Annotated in this window: 16 protein-coding genes; 10 read left to right on the top strand and 6 right to left on the bottom strand. The window is 62.8% G+C overall.

Annotation, left to right across the window (positions count from 1 at the left end; translation table 11 throughout):
- Positions 1 to 3 precede the first annotated feature (3 nt).
- The 3 genes from NKJ13_RS03915 to NKJ13_RS03905 all read right to left on the bottom strand — a co-directional run bounded on the left by NKJ13_RS03915 (position 4) and on the right by NKJ13_RS03905 (position 3,581).
- On the bottom strand, positions 4 to 912 hold the full coding sequence (locus NKJ13_RS03915; RefSeq protein WP_352688642.1) for an ABC transporter permease: 909 nt from the start codon (positions 910 to 912) through the stop codon (positions 4 to 6).
- A 254-nt stretch (positions 913 to 1,166) separates the two neighbouring features.
- Positions 1,167 to 2,456: an ABC transporter substrate-binding protein gene (locus NKJ13_RS03910; protein ID WP_352451581.1), complete on the bottom strand. Its 1,290-nt coding sequence runs from the start codon at positions 2,454 to 2,456 to the stop codon at positions 1,167 to 1,169.
- 36 nt (positions 2,457 to 2,492) lie between these two features.
- Positions 2,493 to 3,581 carry an ABC transporter ATP-binding protein gene (locus NKJ13_RS03905; protein WP_352688639.1) on the bottom strand — a complete coding sequence of 363 codons (1,089 nt, stop codon included), beginning with the start codon at positions 3,579 to 3,581 and terminating at the stop codon, positions 2,493 to 2,495.
- A 258-nt stretch (positions 3,582 to 3,839) separates the two neighbouring features.
- Here NKJ13_RS03905 and NKJ13_RS03900 point away from each other — a divergent pair, with 258 nt between their 5' ends.
- The gene (locus NKJ13_RS03900; protein ID WP_023676076.1) at positions 3,840 to 4,553 is read left to right on the top strand and encodes a GntR family transcriptional regulator; all 714 of its coding nucleotides are present in this window, start codon (positions 3,840 to 3,842) and stop codon (positions 4,551 to 4,553) included.
- Positions 4,554 to 4,560: 7 nt separating this feature from the next.
- Here NKJ13_RS03900 and NKJ13_RS03895 read toward each other — a convergent pair whose 3' ends face one another.
- Complete coding sequence (locus NKJ13_RS03895) at positions 4,561 to 5,658, bottom strand: lactonase family protein (protein WP_352777141.1); 1,098 nt, start codon at positions 5,656 to 5,658, stop codon at positions 4,561 to 4,563.
- Between the two features lie 190 nt (positions 5,659 to 5,848).
- On the opposite strand from NKJ13_RS03895, the gene NKJ13_RS03890 reads away from it, so the two are divergent.
- The 4 genes from NKJ13_RS03890 to NKJ13_RS03875 are packed head-to-tail and all read left to right on the top strand — an operon-like array spanning position 5,849 to position 8,982.
- A complete protein-coding gene (locus NKJ13_RS03890) occupies positions 5,849 to 6,400 on the top strand; it encodes a MaoC family dehydratase (RefSeq protein WP_352505387.1) in 552 nt (183 codons plus the stop codon).
- 3 nt (positions 6,401 to 6,403) lie between these two features.
- On the top strand, positions 6,404 to 7,564 hold the full coding sequence (locus NKJ13_RS03885; protein WP_352688633.1) for a CaiB/BaiF CoA transferase family protein: 1,161 nt from the start codon (positions 6,404 to 6,406) through the stop codon (positions 7,562 to 7,564).
- A gap of 20 nt (positions 7,565 to 7,584) precedes the next feature.
- On the top strand, positions 7,585 to 8,727 hold the full coding sequence (locus tag NKJ13_RS03880; protein ID WP_352737304.1) for an extracellular solute-binding protein: 1,143 nt from the start codon (positions 7,585 to 7,587) through the stop codon (positions 8,725 to 8,727).
- Positions 8,728 to 8,748: 21 nt separating this feature from the next.
- Positions 8,749 to 8,982, top strand: a complete 234-nt coding sequence (locus tag NKJ13_RS03875) for a hypothetical protein (RefSeq protein WP_352737229.1) — start codon at positions 8,749 to 8,751, stop codon at positions 8,980 to 8,982.
- A gap of 65 nt (positions 8,983 to 9,047) precedes the next feature.
- Here NKJ13_RS03875 and NKJ13_RS03870 read toward each other — a convergent pair whose 3' ends face one another.
- Entirely contained in the window at positions 9,048 to 9,884 is an 837-nt protein-coding gene (locus tag NKJ13_RS03870; protein WP_352737230.1) for an amidohydrolase family protein, read from the bottom strand.
- A 67-nt stretch (positions 9,885 to 9,951) separates the two neighbouring features.
- Complete coding sequence (locus NKJ13_RS03865) at positions 9,952 to 10,740, bottom strand: IclR family transcriptional regulator (RefSeq protein WP_352737231.1); 789 nt, start codon at positions 10,738 to 10,740, stop codon at positions 9,952 to 9,954.
- Positions 10,741 to 10,899: 159 nt separating this feature from the next.
- On the opposite strand from NKJ13_RS03865, the gene NKJ13_RS03860 reads away from it, so the two are divergent.
- From NKJ13_RS03860 to NKJ13_RS03840, 5 genes are all read left to right on the top strand, one after another.
- A complete protein-coding gene (locus tag NKJ13_RS03860; protein WP_352737232.1) occupies positions 10,900 to 12,219 on the top strand; it encodes an ABC transporter substrate-binding protein in 1,320 nt (439 codons plus the stop codon).
- Positions 12,220 to 12,361: 142 nt separating this feature from the next.
- A complete protein-coding gene (locus NKJ13_RS03855; protein ID WP_352737233.1) occupies positions 12,362 to 13,258 on the top strand; it encodes a carbohydrate ABC transporter permease in 897 nt (298 codons plus the stop codon).
- Positions 13,259 to 13,260: 2 nt separating this feature from the next.
- The gene (locus tag NKJ13_RS03850) at positions 13,261 to 14,127 is read left to right on the top strand and encodes a carbohydrate ABC transporter permease (RefSeq protein ID WP_352737234.1); all 867 of its coding nucleotides are present in this window, start codon (positions 13,261 to 13,263) and stop codon (positions 14,125 to 14,127) included.
- 1 nt (position 14,128) lies between these two features.
- Positions 14,129 to 15,226, top strand: coding sequence for an ABC transporter ATP-binding protein (locus NKJ13_RS03845; protein ID WP_352737235.1), 1,098 nt, complete (start codon positions 14,129 to 14,131; stop codon positions 15,224 to 15,226).
- A 4-nt stretch (positions 15,227 to 15,230) separates the two neighbouring features.
- Positions 15,231 to 16,343: a mandelate racemase/muconate lactonizing enzyme family protein gene (locus NKJ13_RS03840; RefSeq protein ID WP_352737236.1), complete on the top strand. Its 1,113-nt coding sequence runs from the start codon at positions 15,231 to 15,233 to the stop codon at positions 16,341 to 16,343.
- Positions 16,344 to 16,345 lie beyond the last annotated feature (2 nt).

Raw genomic sequence — 16,345 nt, 5'->3', positions numbered from 1 at the left:
GCCTCACAGCTCCTTGCGGATGTCGACGATGCGCAGGATGCCCGCGACCATCAGCAGCACCAGCACCAAGAGCACGACGGCGTTGGCGGCGGCTGCCGGATATTGCAGCAGCGACATCTGGTTCTTCATCATCAGCGCGACGGAGGCGCTCTGCCCGCCGGACATCACCTGCACCGTCGAGAAATCGGCCATCACCAGGGTGACGACGAAAATGGTGCCGATCGCCATGCCGGGCTTGGCGAGCGGAATGACGACGTTCCACAGAACCTGCCAGCCGGAAGCGCCGGCGTCGCGCGCGGCTTCTATCAACGACTTGTCGATGCGCATCAGCGTGTTGAAGATCGGCGTCACCATGAACAGCGTATAGAGATGCACCATGGCCAGCACCACGGCGAATTCGGAATAGAGCAGCCATTCGATCGGCTTCGGGATCAGCCCCATTTGCACCAGCGTCGAGTTGACCAGGCCATTGCGGCCAAGCACCGGAATCCACGAGATCATGCGGATGATGTTGGAGGTCAGGAACGGCACCGTGCAGACAAGGAACAGCACCATCTGCATGGCCGTGGTCCTGATATGGAAGGCAAGGAAATAGGCGACCCAGAAACCGATGAACAGCGTCAGCGCCCAGACGATGGCGGCGTATTTCAGCGTATTCAGGTAGGTTTTCCAGGTGACCCAGGAGCCGAGCGTGTCGGAATAATTGGTGGTCAGGAAATCCGGATACATCGCCGCGAAATCGTAATCCCAGAATGAGACCACGGCGATCATCAGGATCGGCAGCAGGAGGAACGCGCCGAGGATCAGGGCAAGTGGTGTTGCCTGGAGATAGGGTGCGATGGCGGCAAAGGAGCGCCTACGTCTGGCAGGCTTTGTGGCAATGGTTGCGGGCTGATCGAGTGCCACTGTCATCTGGAACAGCCCTGGGGTGTCGCAGAGGGCCGATAGTCCGGCACGCCGTGATCCTTCCCACCCCCCTCTGTCCTGCCGGACATCTCCCCCGCAAGGGGGGAGATCGGCAATTTGGCTGCTAGCTCTCCTCTTGAAGCATTGGAGATTGGCGAAATCAGAGATGACGGCGCAATCTCCCCCCTTGCGGGGGAGATGTCCGGCAGGACAGAGGGGGGTGGGAAGGAATGAGGCATCTCAGTTGTTGCCCGGCTGCATCAAGCAGCGATGAACTCGTTCCAGCGCTTCACCATGTAGCGGTCCTCGTCCATGACCGAGTTCCAGCAGGCGACCTTGCCCATGCGCTCTTCGAACGAGCCGCCGTCACGCACGGCGCCAGCCTTTTCCATGACCTTGCCGTCCGGCGACAGGATATCGCCCTTTGCCGGCTTGCCTTCGATCCAGTAGCCCCACTCGTCCTCGGACATGAACTTCTTGGCCGACACCATGTTGGCCGAGTAATAGCCCTGGCGGTTGAGATAGCCGCCAACCCAGCCGGACGTGTACCAGTTGATGTATTCATAGGCGGCATCGAGTTCGGCGCCGGAGAGATGGGCTGCCAGGCCAAGCCCGCCACCCCAGGACCGGTAGCCTTCCTTGAGCGGCTGGAACCGGCACGCGATGCCCTTGGAGCGGACCGCGGCCACGGCCGGCGACCACATCGACTGGATTACGACTTCGCCTGAAGCCATCAGGTTGACGCTCTCGTCGAAGGATTTCCAGAAGGCGCGGAACTGGCCGGCTTGCTTGGCCTTGATCAGGAAGTCGATCGTCTTGTCGATCTCCTCCTTGGTCATGTTGCCCTTGTCGGCGTATTTGATGTTGCCCGTTGCCTCCATGATCATCGCCGCATCCATGATGCCGATTGACGGGATGTTGAGGATGGCGGTCTTGCCCTTGAAGGCCGGATCCATGATGTCGGCCCAGGTGGTGATATCGCGGCCGACGAGGTCGGGGCGGATGCCAAGCGTATCGGCATTGTAGATCGTCGGCACCATGGTGAACCAGTTGGTCGGCGCCTTGGCGAAGACCTTGCTGTCCTGCGCCTCGACGTAACCGACGGTATGCGGCGCGGTGCCCTGGGCAATGACGCTGTCCGGCGTCAGCTTGCCGGTTTTGAACAGCGGCACCAGCTCGTCGTAATATTTCAGCTTGGTGACATCCATCGGCTGCAGGACGCCTGTCGGGAACACCTTCTTGCAGATCCAGTATTCGATGTCGGCGATGTCGTAGCTGTCGGGCTGCGTCACGGCGCGCTGCGCGGCGGCGTCGGAATCGGTTGCTGTCATCTCCAGCGTGATGCCGAGGTCGGCCTTGCACTTGTCGGCGATGGCATTGAGGTTGGATACGCCGGTGCCGAACTGGCGCAGCGTGATGTTCGATTGCGCCCAGATGGTCGGAAAGCCTGATATGGCGCCGGAACCGGCGGCGAAACCGACGGCGGCGGCACCTGTCTTGAGCAGCGAACGTCGCGATATTCCAGTCTTCTTGTCGGTGGTGTTGGTCATGTTCAGTTCCCCTGTTTTGGTTGGTTATGCTGGATTTCAGGAATCGAGACGGCCAAGGACGATCGCGTCCTCGGCATCCCAGGCGATCGGCACGGCGTCGCCGACGGCAACCGGCCTGGCGAAGAAGCTGGTGTCGTCGACGATCACCGTGAAATCCTCGATGCCGGCGCCATTGACCGAGAGCTTCACGGTCGAACCGCGGTACTCGACGTTTGCAATGATGCCGGTGAAGCCGAGCCCGGCTGCCGCCGGCTCGCCGATGCGCACGTGGTCGGTGCGAATGGCGATGTCGATGGGCTCCCCGGTCTCCCTGCCCTGCCCGCTCGCGGCGAGCGCGACGCCGCCGGGCACGTCGAAAACGACCATGCCGTCGCGACTACCGGTGACGCGGCCGGAGATGACATTGTGGTCGCCCATGAAACGAGCGACGAAGGGGGTGGCCGGCCGCTCGAACACCGTGCGCGGGTGCGCCGCCTGCTCGATTCGGCCGTCGTTCATCACCACGATCAGGTCGGCCAGCGCCATCGCCTCTTCCTGGCTGTGGGTGACGTGGACGAAAGTGATGCCGAGCGACGTCTGCAACTTCTTCAGTTCGGCCCGCATGCGGATCTTCAGGAACGGATCGAGCGCCGAAAGCGGTTCGTCGAGCAACAGCGCCTCGGGATCGGTGATCAGTGCGCGGGCAAGAGCGACACGCTGCTGCTGTCCGCCGGAAAGCTGCGCCGGGCGGCGGCTGGCATAGGCCTCCATCTGCATCAGCTTCAGCATGTCGAGTGCCTTGGCGCGGCGCTCCTCCTTGCCGACGCCTTTCATCTTCAGGCTGAAGGCGACATTGTCGATCAGGTCGAGATGCGGAAACAGTGCGTAGGACTGGAACATCATGGCAGTGCCGCGCCTGGCCGGCGGCAGGTCGGTGACCACCGTGTTGCCGAGACGCACGTCGCCACTCGATATGCTCTCGTGCCCGGCGATCATGCGCAGCGTCGAGGTCTTGCCACAGCCGGACGGACCGAGCAGGCAGCAATAGGTTCCCGCAGGGATTTTCAGGCTGATGCCTTCGACGGCAGTCGTCGCGCCATAGACTTTCGAAACGGACACAATGTCGATTTCGGCGGCTTTGGACATCCAGCTTCCCCTTTGGTCGGATTAGCCAAAGCATCATGCGTGCCAGTTGCGCGCCGCCGCACCAACCGACTGAATCCTCGAAGAAATCAGGGCCGCCTCTATATAGCTGCCGATACGTCACCCTTGTGCAATGCACAAATTATAGGCGATTGCCGCCGATCTTCGCAAAGATCGTATGCAATCTTTTTCATCTCTGTATTCACTTTGTCTCTCGTCCAAGCGATGCGATTCAGGGTAGAAGAAGGCAGGACCACTGCCATGAACATTGCCGACCAGACCTTCCCTGCTATCGAGGCCGCCAACGAGGATCGCGCGCAGGCGATCCGCGACCAGTTGCGCGACGCGATCGTCGATCGCCGGCTGGCGCCGGGAACCAAGCTTTCCGAAGGCGAAGTCGGCACGCTGTTCGATGTCAGCCGCACCGTGGCGCGTGCGGCACTGCAGATGCTTTCCTTCGAGGGATTGGTGCGCACCGAGCGCAATCGCGGCGCCTTCGTCGCCAATCCGTCGCCGGAGGAAGCGCGGCAGGTTTTTGCTTCGCGCCGGCTCATCGAACCAGGCATCGCGATTGCCGCCGCCGGACGGATGACGCCGGCGCATGTCGCCGCGTTCAAGGCCCAGCTCGACGAAGAAGGCCGTTTCATCGCCGAACGCGGACCCAACGCAAGGCGATCGGAGATCAAGGCGTCGGGGGATTTTCACCTGCTTCTGGCGTCGGTCGCGGGAAACGTCATCCTGCAGCGCTTCATGGAGGAATTGGTCGCTCGTTCATCGCTGGTGATCGCACTCTATGGCCGCTCGGGCATCTCGAGCTGCGGCCACAACGAACACACGCAGATCCTCGAGGCGCTGGAAAATGGCAATGCCGAACGCGCCAGCGCGCTGATGCTGCACCACATCGACCATATCGAGGCCGACCTCGATCTGCGCGTCAGGAGCGGCCCGGCACTCAGGCAGGCGCTCGAGTTCTGAGATCGCGTCAACGCACGATCCTCACACACATCGGCGTGCCAATTTCGATGGATCGGCCGGTGTCGGTCAGCCGGCCGGTTGCGGCATCACGGGCGAAAATCGAGATGCGGTCGGCATTCTGGTTGGCCGAGAAGAGATGGCCGCCCGAGGGCGTCAGTGCCAGATTGCGCGGCGTGGCACCGCCGCAAGGCGTATAGTCGACAAGGGCAATCCTGCCGGTTTGCTGGTCGATCGAAAACACCACGATGCTGTCATGACCGCGGTTGGAGCCGTAGAGAAAGCGGCCGTCAGGCGAGATCTGGATGTCGGCGCAGTGATTGCCGTCGCGCACCTCGGGCGGCACGGCCGGCTTGCTGTCGATCACCGTAAGCTTGCCTGATGCTTCGTCCAGCGCCAGCGAGACAACCGTCGAATCCAGCTCGTTCATGACGAACACGAAGCGACCGCCCGGATGCAGTGCGAGATGGCGCGGACCCTCGCCTGGCGCAAGCGCCGACTCGGCGAGCTTCGTCAGGCTGCCGTCTGAGCCGATGCGATAGGACACCAGCCGGTCGATGCCGAGGTCAGCGACGATCGCCATGCCGCCGGCAACCGTCTCGGTTACGCTATGGGCATGCGGCCGCTCCTGGCGGGCAGGATCTGGTCCGGTCCCGCTATGGGCAATGCTCGACAACGGCGCTGTCAGGCCGCCATCCTCGCGCAGCCCCAAGACCACGACCGAGCGATCGGGGCCGCCCTCGCCCATGCCGTAATTGGCGACCAGCAGCTTGGTCCCGTCGCGCGTGATGGTGTTATGCGCCGTGATGCTGCCCAGCGTCGGCTGCTTGTTGATGTAGGACAGCGTGGCGGTCTGCCTGTCGAAACGGTAGGCCGAGACAACCCCTTCGCGCCAGGTGAACACTTCGGAGTTGGCGTAGACGTGGGAGCCGTCCGGCGTCACCGACAGGAAGGTCGGATTGTCGATGTCTTCCGTCTCGGCCAGTTTCTTTGTCTCCAGCGTCCCCTCGTCGAAACTGTAGACGCCCAGCCCGACGCCGCGCGCGCCCTGAAAATAGGGGGCGTCGCGATTGAGGCTGCCGACGAAAACCAGACAGGCATTCTGCATCACTTCCTCCCACGTTCCGCCGGCATTGGCCGCGACGGAGCCGCCAAAATTTCACCGAGACTCGCTTGCATCACAACCCCATATGTGAAAATACTATTCACAAAAGAAGATTGACGGGAGGATCGATCATGCATTTCGCTGGTCTGCGGCGCGCCCTGATGGACGATTCCCGCTCCCAGAGGAAGTCGTCATGAGCGGTTTCGCGCCAACCGTGGGCGTGGCATCGACACACCCCGCCAACATGCCTAGGGATCACGCCGATCTTCCGGTCTGGAACGCGGAGAACTGGTTCTACGAAGACTGGCCGGTCGGCCAGAAGATCCGCTCGCTGCGCAGGACCATTGCCGAGGGCGACAGCCATCTTTTCAACGCGCTGGTGCTCGATATCCATCCTTACGTGCAGGACCAGATGTTCGCCGAAACAGAAGGCATCTTCGGCAAGCGCCTGGTCGCCGGCGCCTTCGTGTTCTCGGCCGGGCTCGGCCTCGTTGCCACCAACTGCATCAACGCTTTTTCCTATGGCTACGACAAATTGCGCTTCATCAAGCCGGTGTTCATCGGCGACACGATCTATTCGATCCGCTCCAATCTCGACAAGAAACCCAAATACAAGGAGATGGGGCTGATCCGCGCCAGCTATGAAGTCTTCAAAGGTGAAGGAGAGCTTGTGCTTTATTGCGAGCACCTGCAGACGGTGAAGTACCGCAATCCGGCCGATTTCGCCGGCAAGACGGAGAAATAGGCAATGGCTGCCATTGCCGAACTGCCGCTGACCGGGCTCATCGTTGTGGATATGAGCCAGTTCTTGTCCGGCCCCTACTGCTCGCTCAGACTGCTCGACCTCGGCGCTCGCGTCATCAAGATCGAACGGCCGGATGGCGGCGACCTGTCGCGCCGTCTCTATCTCAGCGACACCGAGATCGGCGGCGATTCCACTATCTTCCACGCGATCAACCGCGCCAAGGAAAGCTTTGCCATCGACTTGAAGGACGAGGCCGACCTTGCGGCACTGCGCGGCCTGCTGGCCAGGGCCGACGTGCTGATCCAGAATTTTCGGCCCGGCGTCATCGAACGACTGGGCCTCGACTTTGAGGCGGTGCGCAAGATCAATCCGCGCCTGGTCTATGCCTCGATCAGCGGCTACGGCGAGGAAGGCCCATGGGTCAAGCGGCCCGGGCAGGATCTGCTGGCGCAGGCCCGCTCCGGCGTCATGTGGCTGAACGGCGACGAGGACCAGGGGCCGGTGCCCTTCGGCCTGGCGATCGCCGACATGCTGGCGGGTTCGGCCGCCGCGCAAGGCATCCTCGCCGCACTGGTGCGGCGCGGTGTGACCGGCAAGGGCAGCCATGTCGAGACCAGCCTGCTCGAAGCGCTGGTCGACTTCCAGTTCGAGGTGCTGACCACGCATCTCAATGACGGGCGCCGGCTGCCGCGGCGGTCGAGCTTCCGCAGCGCACACGCCTATCTGTCGGCGCCCTACGGCGTCTATCCGGCCAAGGACGGCTATCTGGCGATCGCCATGACGCCGATCTCGAAACTCGCCGATCTCCTCGGGCTCGAGGAGCTTGCGCCCTACCGCGATCAGCCGTCGACCTGGTTCACTGCCCGCGACGAGATCAAAGCGATCATCGCGCAAAAAATCGCGACGAAAACGGTCGACGAGTGGCTTGCCATCCTCGAGCCTGCCGACATCTGGTGCGCCAAGGTTTTGACCTGGCCGGAAATGATGGCCAGCGAAGGCTTCCAGGTTCTCGACATGCTGCAGACGGTGACGCGCGAGGATGACGTTTCGATCCTTACCACGCGCTCGCCGCTCACGGTCGACGGCATCCGCGCCAAGGTCGAGCGGGCCGCGCCACGCATCGGCGAGCACAGCGCAAAAATCCGCGCGGAGTTCGGGCTGTGAGCGACGTCATGCTCAAAGGCATGACCTGGAGCCATCCGCGCGGCTATGACCCGATGGTCGCCTGTTCGGCGCTGTGGAAGGAACGGACCGGCGTCACTATCGAATGGGACAAGCGCTCGCTGCAGGATTTCGAATCCTTCCCGGTCGAGGAACTGGCGCGTACCTATGATCTGATCGTCATCGACCATCCGCATGTCGGCCAGATCACCGCCGAGAACTGTCTGACGCCGCTCGATGTCGCCGGCCGGGAAGCCGAACGTAAAGCACTTGCGGCGGGCAGCGTCGGCCGATCCTATGCCAGCTACAACTGGCAGGGCCGGCAGTGGGCGTTTCCGATCGACGCGGCCAGCCAGGTGCAGGCGTGGCGGCCCGACATGCTCTCGGCTGCGCCGGCGAGATGGGCCGATGCGCTCGATCTGGCGCGGCAGGGCCGCGTGTTGTTGCCGCTCAGGCCGCCGCATTCGCTGATGGTGTTCTACACGCTCGCCGGTAATCTCGGCCGGCCCGCCGGTGAAGGCCCGGGCGACCATGTGGATCCTGCAATCGGCAAGCAGGTTTTCGAGATGATGCGCGAGATCGCGGCGCTCGTCGACCCGGCCTGTCTTGGCACGGACCCGATCGCGGTTCTGGAGCAAATGGCCGGATCGGGATCGCGGATCGCCTGTGCGCCGCTGATCTATGGCTATGTCTCCTACGCCATCGCCGGATTCCGGCCCAGCCGCGTTATTTTCGCCGATATCCCTGCTGCGGGCAATGTCGGTCCGATCGGCTCGGCGCTCGGCGGGACCGGCATCGCCGTGTCGGCCTTTTCGAAGGCCAGGCGGGCGGCCATCGACTTCGCTTACTGGATCGCCAGCGGTGACGTGCAGCGCGGCCCTTATGCCTCGGCCGGCGGCCAGCCCGGCCATGCGGCAGCCTGGGCGAATGCCGCCGTCAACGCCGCCAGCGGCAATTTCTACAAGGACACCCGAGCCACGCTCGAAGGTGCCTGGGTCAGGCCGCGGCACGACGGCTACATGGCCTTCCAGCAGGCGGCGTCAGATCGCATCAATCTTGGCCTGAGCGAAAGGCACAATGCCGCTCGCGTCGTTGCCGATCTCAATCGCCTGTTTCGGGAGAGCCTTTCGACGCAGGTGTCCGGCGTTTCCGGCGGAGGAGCCTGAAACAACCGAACGGAGGAGAACATGAACAGGCTGATCCGCGGCCTTATGGCCGCAACCGCACTTGCATCGCTCACGACCATAGCCTGCGCTCAAGACGTTTCGGGCGTGATCGCTGGATTGCCGACCGAACTGAAGGCGCGATATGACGGCGCGCCGCAGAAGGTGCTGCCGTCGGCCTGGGCGGCACCTGGCCTGGTCATCGTGCTCCTGGTTTCGCTCTACGGTCGCGAGCGGCGCGTGTCGGCGACCATCTGAGGCCGTCTATTCGTTTTAGCCGCATTTGTGCGACGCCAAGTGATTCCGCTTGGCTGCAAAATGCTCTACCAACTCCACAGCCGCTTGGCGTTGCCTGACAGCAGTTTTTGCCGCTCATCGTCGCTGGCACCACTGAGCAGCGCATGCGTCGCCGCCACCCAGGTCGCAAGCCCGCCGCCGAGCGTGCAGACCGGCCAGTCGCTGCCCCAGACGACGCGATCCCAGCCGAAGCATTCGATGCTGTGCTCGACATAGGAACGCAGCGTTTCGACAGTCCAGGATCCAGCATCCGCATAGGCGACCACACCGGAAATTTTGCCGGCGACGTTCGGGCGCCGCGCGATCTCCGCCATGTGCTCGCGCCAGGGGTGCTCGGCACCGCCCTTGATGTCGGGCACGCCGCAATGGTCGAGCACGAACTGCACATCCGGCGCGAGGTCGGCGAGTACGATCGCCTTGGGGATCTGGTGCGGCAGGACGACGAGGTCGAAGGTCAGGCCGCTGCCGGCAAGCCGCTTGATGTTTTCACGAAACAGCGCGCCTTCCGACAGTTCATCCGGCATGACGTGCAGCACACGCCGAAAGCCCTTGACGAACGAATCTTCACGCTGGCGCTCGAGATAGCCGGCAAAGCCCGGCTCTTCCGGACGGCAGGAGGCGATTGCACCGCGTAGCAGGCTGCCCTTCTGCTGCGACAGCGTTTTCACATGGCTGGTCTCGGCCTCGATGTCGGCAGGATCGACATCGACCTCCATGTGCAATGCGCCCTCGATGCCGGCGCGGCGGGCCTGGACTGCATATTCGTCGTAGGAGAAATCGCGGTTGAGCGCCGGCACGCCGGCCAGCCAGGGATAGCGCAGCGCGGACTGGTCGATCAGGTGCAGATGAGTGTCGAAGATCATGGTGGCGCGCTCCTCCTTGGCGACTTCGCGATCATCTCACGGAGAAATTCTTCATTCAAATAAGAATTCATCGCGATTGCTTGACGGTCGATCCCGCCAGTTGGGACAGCTTTTCGGTCGCTGCCAGCAGCAGCTCAATCGTCCTCGCAATGTCGGGCGCCTTGGGTGCGTTGACCAGGGTTATGTAGGGGATCGACAGCGCGGCGATCGCCCTGCCGTCCGAGCCAAGAACCGGTGTCGACAGGTTGAAGACACCGGCGGTCTGCATCGATGCCATCATCTCGTAGCCGCGTTCCCGGATCTGGTCGAGGCGGGCAAAGAACTCCGGCGATTGCGGCGGCTTGTCGGTGCTGCGCAGATGTTCTGAGATCATCATCTGCCGCTCTTCCGGCGGGCGGAACGCCAGCAGCACATGGCCGGAGCCGGTGTCGAACAGGCTGATATGCGAACCGACGCGGATCGAGATGCCCCAGTAATCCGGCGCTTCCTGCTGGGCAATCACCACGGCGGAGCCGCGATCGAAGACGACCAGCTGATTTGCCTGCTGTGTGGTCTCGGCCAGCTCGCGCATCAGCGGCGTCGCATAGGAAACCAGCCGTCGCACCGGCGCGTGCAGCTGCGCCAGACCAAACAGCTTGAGCGTCAGCGAGTAACGGTCACCATCCGGCCGCGTGACATAGCCGCGCCGCACCAGCCGGTCCAGCATGCGATAGAACTCGTTCGGGCTGCGGTCGAGCTTCTTGGCGATTTCCGCCTGCGTCAGGCCGCCATCGACACCGGCCAGCAGCTCGAGGATGTCGAGCCCCTTGTCCAGCGCTGGGGCTCGATAGCGGTCGTCTTCCTCGTCCTCTGCCATTCCGCCTCTCCAGTGAATTGCATTTTTCATATACGCATAACGGTATTGCTTCCGAAAGAACTTTCGGCTTGACGATCGCATGAATGTTTTGTTTGTATATGAATGAAGCTGCCGATCGACCTCACTACGCGATCGATGCAGGCTCTTGGGAGGATACCAATGACGAAACTGTTCTGCGGCCTGTCGGCCGGCGTAACGCTGCTCGCACTTGGTGCGAGTGCTGCCCTTGCTGCCGACCTGCCAGGCAAATTCGACGGCGTCACCATCGACGCCAAGCTGATCGGCGGCCAGCAATATGAAGGGCTCTACGCGCGCATCGGCGAATGGGAAAAACTGACCGGCGCCAAGGTCAACGTGATCTCGAAGAAAAACCACTTCGAGCTCGACAAGGAAATCAAGTCGGACATCGCCTCCGGCAGCATCAACTGGTGCGTTGGGTCGAACCACTCGTCCTTCGCGCCGCAGTATCCTGATATCTACACCGACCTCAACAAGCTGCTGCCGAAGGAGGAGATCGACGCCTTCGTGCCGTCGACGATCAAGGCCTCGACGCTCGACGGCAAGCTGGTGATGCTGCCGCGCGCGCAGTTCGACGTGTCGGCGCTCTATTACCAGAAGAGCCTCTACCAGGACGAAGCCAAGAAGGCCGCCTACAAGGCCAAGTACGGCAAGGAGCTGACACCGCCCGACACCTGGGACGAGGTCGCCCAGCAGGCGGAATTCTTCGCCAGCCCGCCCGATTTCTACGGCACCCAGTTCGCCGGCAAGGAAGAGGCGATCAACGGCCGGTTTTACGAGATGCTCATCGCCGACGGCGGCGAATACCTCGATAAGGATGGCAAGCCGGCCTTCAACTCGGAAGCCGGCGTGCACGCACTCGACTGGTTCGTCAATCTCTACAAGGCCAAGGCGGTGCCGGCCGGCACCACCAACTATCTGTGGGACGATCTCGGCCAGGGCTTTGCCTCAGGCACCGTCGCCATCAACCTCGACTGGCCGGGCTGGGCAGGCTTCTTCAACGATCCGAAGTCGTCCAAGGTCGCCGGCAATGTCGGGGTGAAGGTGGCGCCGAAGGGATCGGCCGGCATTCGCACCGGCTGGTCGGGGCACCACGGATTTTCGGTCACTGAAAGCTGCGCCAGCAAGGAGGCTGCGGCGTCGCTGGTCTGGTTCCTGACCAATGAGGACAGCCAGAAGCTGGAGGCGGCAAGCGGCCCACTGCCGACCCGCACGGCGGTGTGGGACTGGGACATCCAGCAGGCGGCAAGCGATCCCTATAAGAAGGAAGTGCTGGCGGCTTTCCAGGAAGAGGCAAAGCACGCTTTTGCCGTGCCGCAGACACCTGAATGGATCGAAATCTCCAACGCCGTCTATCCCGAATTGCAGGCCGCCATCCTTGGCGACAAGACCTCCAAGCAGGCGCTGGACGACGCTGCCGCCAAGGCCACCCAGATCCTCGAGGACGCAGGCAAGCTTTGATCATTCAACCAAGGGGGGCGCCGCGCTCATTGAAGAGCGGCGCCCCGAACTTTTTTCGAACCATGCGCAACACGCTTTGTCTTGATCCCAGCTCGCCAATGGCGGCCTTCGGTGTCCGGGCACCAACCAGAACCGGATCGCCATGAAAGGCTGGAGACCTTCGCCGCCATTGCTGCTCCTGCTGCCGGCGGTGATCGTGCTGGCGGCGGTGGTGATGGTGCCGCTGCTGCTGTCGCTCTATTCCAGCTTCACGCCGTTCCGGCTGACCAAGCCGGAAACGTTCTGGGTCTTCATCGGCGCGCGCAATTACGTCGCCATCCTGACCAGCCGCGCTTTCTGGGTCGCCTTTGCCCGCACCGTGGTGCTGCTGACGGTGGCGCTCAACCTGGAAATGCTGATCGGGCTCGGGCTGGCGCTGCTGGTGGAAAAGGCATCGCGCGGCCAGCGGGTTCTGCGCACCATCATGATGTTTCCGATGATGTTTTCGCCGATCCTGGTCGGCTTCCAGTTCAAATTCATGTTCAACGACAATATCGGCCTAGTGAACAACGCCCTGCAGGGGCTCGGCCTGACCGACCGCGCCATCCCGTGGCTGATCGACGGCAATCTCGCCTTCATCGCCATCCTAACCGCCGAGATCTGGTCGTCGACCTCGGTGTTCGCGATCCTGATCCTTGCCGGGCTGCTGGCGATGCCGCGCGAACCGGTCGAGGCGGCGCGCGTCGACGGCTGCACACCGTGGCAGACATTCCGCTATGTCACCTGGCCGTTCATCATGCCGTTTGCCTTCATCGCCATGACCATCCGCTCGCTCGACGTCGCGCGCGCCTATGACATCGTCAAGATCATGACCGACGGCGGTCCTGCCGGCCGCACCGAACTCGTCTGGACGCTCGTCGCCCGCATTGCCTATGGCGATGCCCGGATGGGAATGGCCAATGCCATGGCCTATTTCTCCATCCTGCTGTCGATCCTGTTCACCGTCTATTTCTACCGCAAGCTCGCCGCGGCGCGCACGCAGATCGCGGCGGAGTGGTGAGGATGGACCAGAACAGCCTGCATCGCGTCGGCAACAAAGCGCTCGGCATCGTTCACGGCATCGGACTGTTCCTGGCCATGCTGGTCATCTGCCTGCCCGGCATCTGGATCGTGCTGTCGTCGCTGCGGCCGACCGTCGAGATCATGGCCAAGCCGCCGGTGTGGATCCCGCAGCAACTCTCGCTCGATGCCTACACAGCCATGTTCAGCGGCGTCGGCCAGGGCGGCATTCCGGTGCTCGACTACTTCCGCAATTCGCTGATCATCTCGGTGACCTCGACGGTGATCGCCATCGTTATCGGCATGGCCGGCGGCTATGCCTTTGCGCGCTACCGCTTTCGCGCCAAATCGGCGATGTTCCTTGGCCTGATGCTGACGCGCACGGTGCCTGGCATTGCGCTGTCGCTGCCGCTGTTCTTCGTCTTTGCGCGGCTCGGCATCATCGACACGCATTTCGGGCTGATCCTGGTCTATGTCGCGCTCAACGTGCCCTTCACCGTTTGGCTGATCGACGGCTTTTTCCGCCAGGTGCCGAAAGACCTCGCCGAGGCGGCGCAGATCGACGGCTGCACGCGCTGGCAGGCCTTCTGGCAGGTCGAGTTTCCGTTGGCCGGGCCGGGCATCGCCTCGGCCGGCATCTTTGCCTTCCTCACCTCCTGGAACGAGTTCGCGCTCGCCTCGCAGCTGACGCGCTCGATCAACTCCAAGACCCTGCCGGTCGGCCTGCTCGACTATACGGCCGAATTCACCATCGACTGGCGCGGCATGTGCGCGCTGGCCGTGGTTATGATCATACCGGCGCTCACGCTTACCTTCATCGTCCAGAAACATCTCGTCGGCGGCCTCACTTCCGGCGCGGTGAAAGGCTGACATGGCAACTGTATCGCTCAAGAAACTCACCAAGAGCTATGGTCCGGTGGCGGTCGTGCACGGCATCGACCTCGAGGTCGCCGACCGCGAGTTCATCGCGCTGGTCGGGCCGTCCGGCTGCGGCAAGTCGACAACCCTGCGTATGATCGCCGGCCTCGAGGCGATCAGCGACGGGATCATCGAGATCGGCGGCCGCATGGTCAACGACCTGCCGCCGCGCTCGCGCAACATCTCGATGGTGTTCCAGTCCTACGCGCTCTATCCGCATATGACGGTGCGCGAAAACCTCGGCTTCTCGCTGAAGATAGCCGGCGCCGCGAAGGAAGAAATGGACCGTCGCGTAGCCGAAGCGTCCGGCATTCTCGGCCTCGACCAGTTGCTCGACCGCCGGCCGTCGCAGCTGTCGGGCGGACAGCGGCAGCGCGTCGCCATGGGTCGCGCCATCGTGCGCGATCCCGACGTCTTCCTGTTCGACGAGCCGCTTTCCAATCTCGATGCCAAGCTTCGGACGCAGATGCGCACCGAGATCAAGAAACTGCATGCCAAGGTCCGATCGACGGTGATCTACGTCACCCACGACCAGGTCGAAGCGATGACATTGGCCGACCGCATCGTCATCATGCGTGACGGGTTCATCGAGCAGGTCGGCACACCCGACGAGGTCTTCCGCCGGCCGCAGACACGCTTCGTCGCCGGCTTCATCGGCTCGCCGCCGATGAATTTGCACGAGGCTGACGTCGACGACGGACAGCTGCTGTTCGCCAGCGGAGAGAGACTGCCTCTGCCCAGCCAGTTCAAGGCAAATGTCGGAACCGGCGACAAGGTCGTATTCGGCCTCAGGCCCGACGACATCTATCCGACGGGACACGGCATCAGCTCCGGCGAAGATGTCGACGTCCACCAGGTGGAACTGCCGGTGACCGTCACCGAACCGCTTGGCAACGAGACGCTAGTGTTTGCCGAATTCAACGGCAGCGACTGGGTATCGCGGATGCTCAATCCAAAGCCGCTCAAGGCCGGAGACCGGGTCAAGATGAGCCTGGACCTGTCGCAGGCCCATCTGTTTTCTGCCGAAACGGGCAAGACATTGCGAGGTTAAAATCATGGCAAAGATCGAGAAAGTCGAACTGCGCATGGTCGACTTGGTGCCGAAGGTCAAGCGCACCGATGCCATCCAGAGTTTTGTCAGCCAGGAAACACCGATCGTCACCATCACCGACGCCGACGGCGCGGTCGGCACCGGCTACAGCTACACGATCGGCACCGGCGGCTCGTCGGTGATGCGGCTCCTGGCCGACCACCTTGCACCGCGGCTGATCGGCCGCGACGCCGACATGATCGAGGCGATCTGGCGCGAGCTGGAGTTCGCCACCCATGCCACGACGATCGGCGCGATCACGGCAATCGCGCTGGCGGCCATCGACACTGCGCTTTGGGATCTGCGGGCGAGGAAGCAGAACCTGCCGCTGTGGAAGCTTGCCGGCGGCGCCAAGGACCGCTGCCCGCTCTACACCACCGAAGGCGGCTGGCTGCATATCGAAACCGAGGCGCTGGTCGAGGATGCGCTGGCCGCCAAGGCCCAGGGGTTTCGCGGCTCGAAGGTCAAGATCGGCAAGCCGCACGGTTCCCAGGATCTTGCCCGGCTGACGGCGGTGCGCCGGGCGGTTGGAGACTCCTACGAGATCATGACCGACTGCAACCAGGGCTTTTCAGTCGACGAGGCGATCCGCCGGGCCGAGCGCTTGCGTGAACTCGACCTCGCCTGGATCGAGGAACCGCTGCCGGCCGACGACATTGACGGCCATGTGCGGCTGTCGAGTGCCACATCGACGCCGATCGCCATCGGCGAGTCGCTCTATTCGATCCGGCATTTCCGCGAATATATGCAAAACGGCGCGTGTTCGATCGTGCAGGTCGATGTCGGTCGCATCGGCGGCATCACGCCGTGGCTGAAGGTGGCGCATGCAGCCGAGGCGTTCGACATACCGGTCTGCCCGCATTTCCTGATGGAACTGCATGTCAGCCTGACATGCGCCGTTCAGAACGGCAGATATGTCGAGTATATTCCCCAGCTCGACGAGCTGACCGGCAAGAAAATGCGTATCGAGGACGGGCACGCGCTGGCGCCGGACGAGCCCGGCATCGGCATCGACTGGGACTGGGATGCGATCAAGTCGAAGAGCATCGCGGAATTCACCATGGCGATAGTGAAATAGGA

Origin of the sequence: Mesorhizobium sp. M0174, assembly GCF_040322275.1 — a bacterium.
GTDB lineage: Bacteria > Pseudomonadota > Alphaproteobacteria > Rhizobiales > Rhizobiaceae > Mesorhizobium.
Note: the sequence above shows the minus strand (reverse complement) of the source record. Positions and strands in the feature narration are given on the sequence as shown.

Excerpts from the sequence above, each read along its gene's own strand:
- NKJ13_RS03885 (WP_352688633.1), top strand. The coding sequence starts at position 6,404 with ATGGCTGCCATTGCCGAACTGCCGCTGACCGGGCTCATCGTTGTGGAT.
- NKJ13_RS03870 (WP_352737230.1), bottom strand. The coding sequence starts at position 9,884 with ATGATCTTCGACACTCATCTGCACCTGATCGACCAGTCCGCGCTGCGC.
- NKJ13_RS03900 (WP_023676076.1), top strand. The coding sequence starts at position 3,840 with ATGAACATTGCCGACCAGACCTTCCCTGCTATCGAGGCCGCCAACGAG.
- NKJ13_RS03840 (WP_352737236.1), top strand. The coding sequence starts at position 15,231 with ATGGCAAAGATCGAGAAAGTCGAACTGCGCATGGTCGACTTGGTGCCG.
- NKJ13_RS03850 (WP_352737234.1), top strand. The coding sequence starts at position 13,261 with ATGGACCAGAACAGCCTGCATCGCGTCGGCAACAAAGCGCTCGGCATC.
- NKJ13_RS03865 (WP_352737231.1), bottom strand. The coding sequence starts at position 10,740 with ATGGCAGAGGACGAGGAAGACGACCGCTATCGAGCCCCAGCGCTGGAC.
- NKJ13_RS03910 (WP_352451581.1), bottom strand. The coding sequence starts at position 2,456 with ATGACCAACACCACCGACAAGAAGACTGGAATATCGCGACGTTCGCTG.
- NKJ13_RS03890 (WP_352505387.1), top strand. The coding sequence starts at position 5,849 with ATGAGCGGTTTCGCGCCAACCGTGGGCGTGGCATCGACACACCCCGCC.
- NKJ13_RS03860 (WP_352737232.1), top strand. The coding sequence starts at position 10,900 with ATGACGAAACTGTTCTGCGGCCTGTCGGCCGGCGTAACGCTGCTCGCA.
- NKJ13_RS03845 (WP_352737235.1), top strand. The coding sequence starts at position 14,129 with ATGGCAACTGTATCGCTCAAGAAACTCACCAAGAGCTATGGTCCGGTG.
- NKJ13_RS03915 (WP_352688642.1), bottom strand. The coding sequence starts at position 912 with ATGACAGTGGCACTCGATCAGCCCGCAACCATTGCCACAAAGCCTGCC.
- NKJ13_RS03905 (WP_352688639.1), bottom strand. The coding sequence starts at position 3,581 with ATGTCCAAAGCCGCCGAAATCGACATTGTGTCCGTTTCGAAAGTCTAT.
- NKJ13_RS03880 (WP_352737304.1), top strand. The coding sequence starts at position 7,585 with ATGACCTGGAGCCATCCGCGCGGCTATGACCCGATGGTCGCCTGTTCG.
- NKJ13_RS03855 (WP_352737233.1), top strand. The coding sequence starts at position 12,362 with ATGAAAGGCTGGAGACCTTCGCCGCCATTGCTGCTCCTGCTGCCGGCG.
- NKJ13_RS03875 (WP_352737229.1), top strand. The coding sequence starts at position 8,749 with ATGAACAGGCTGATCCGCGGCCTTATGGCCGCAACCGCACTTGCATCG.
- NKJ13_RS03895 (WP_352777141.1), bottom strand. The coding sequence starts at position 5,658 with ATGCAGAATGCCTGTCTGGTTTTCGTCGGCAGCCTCAATCGCGACGCC.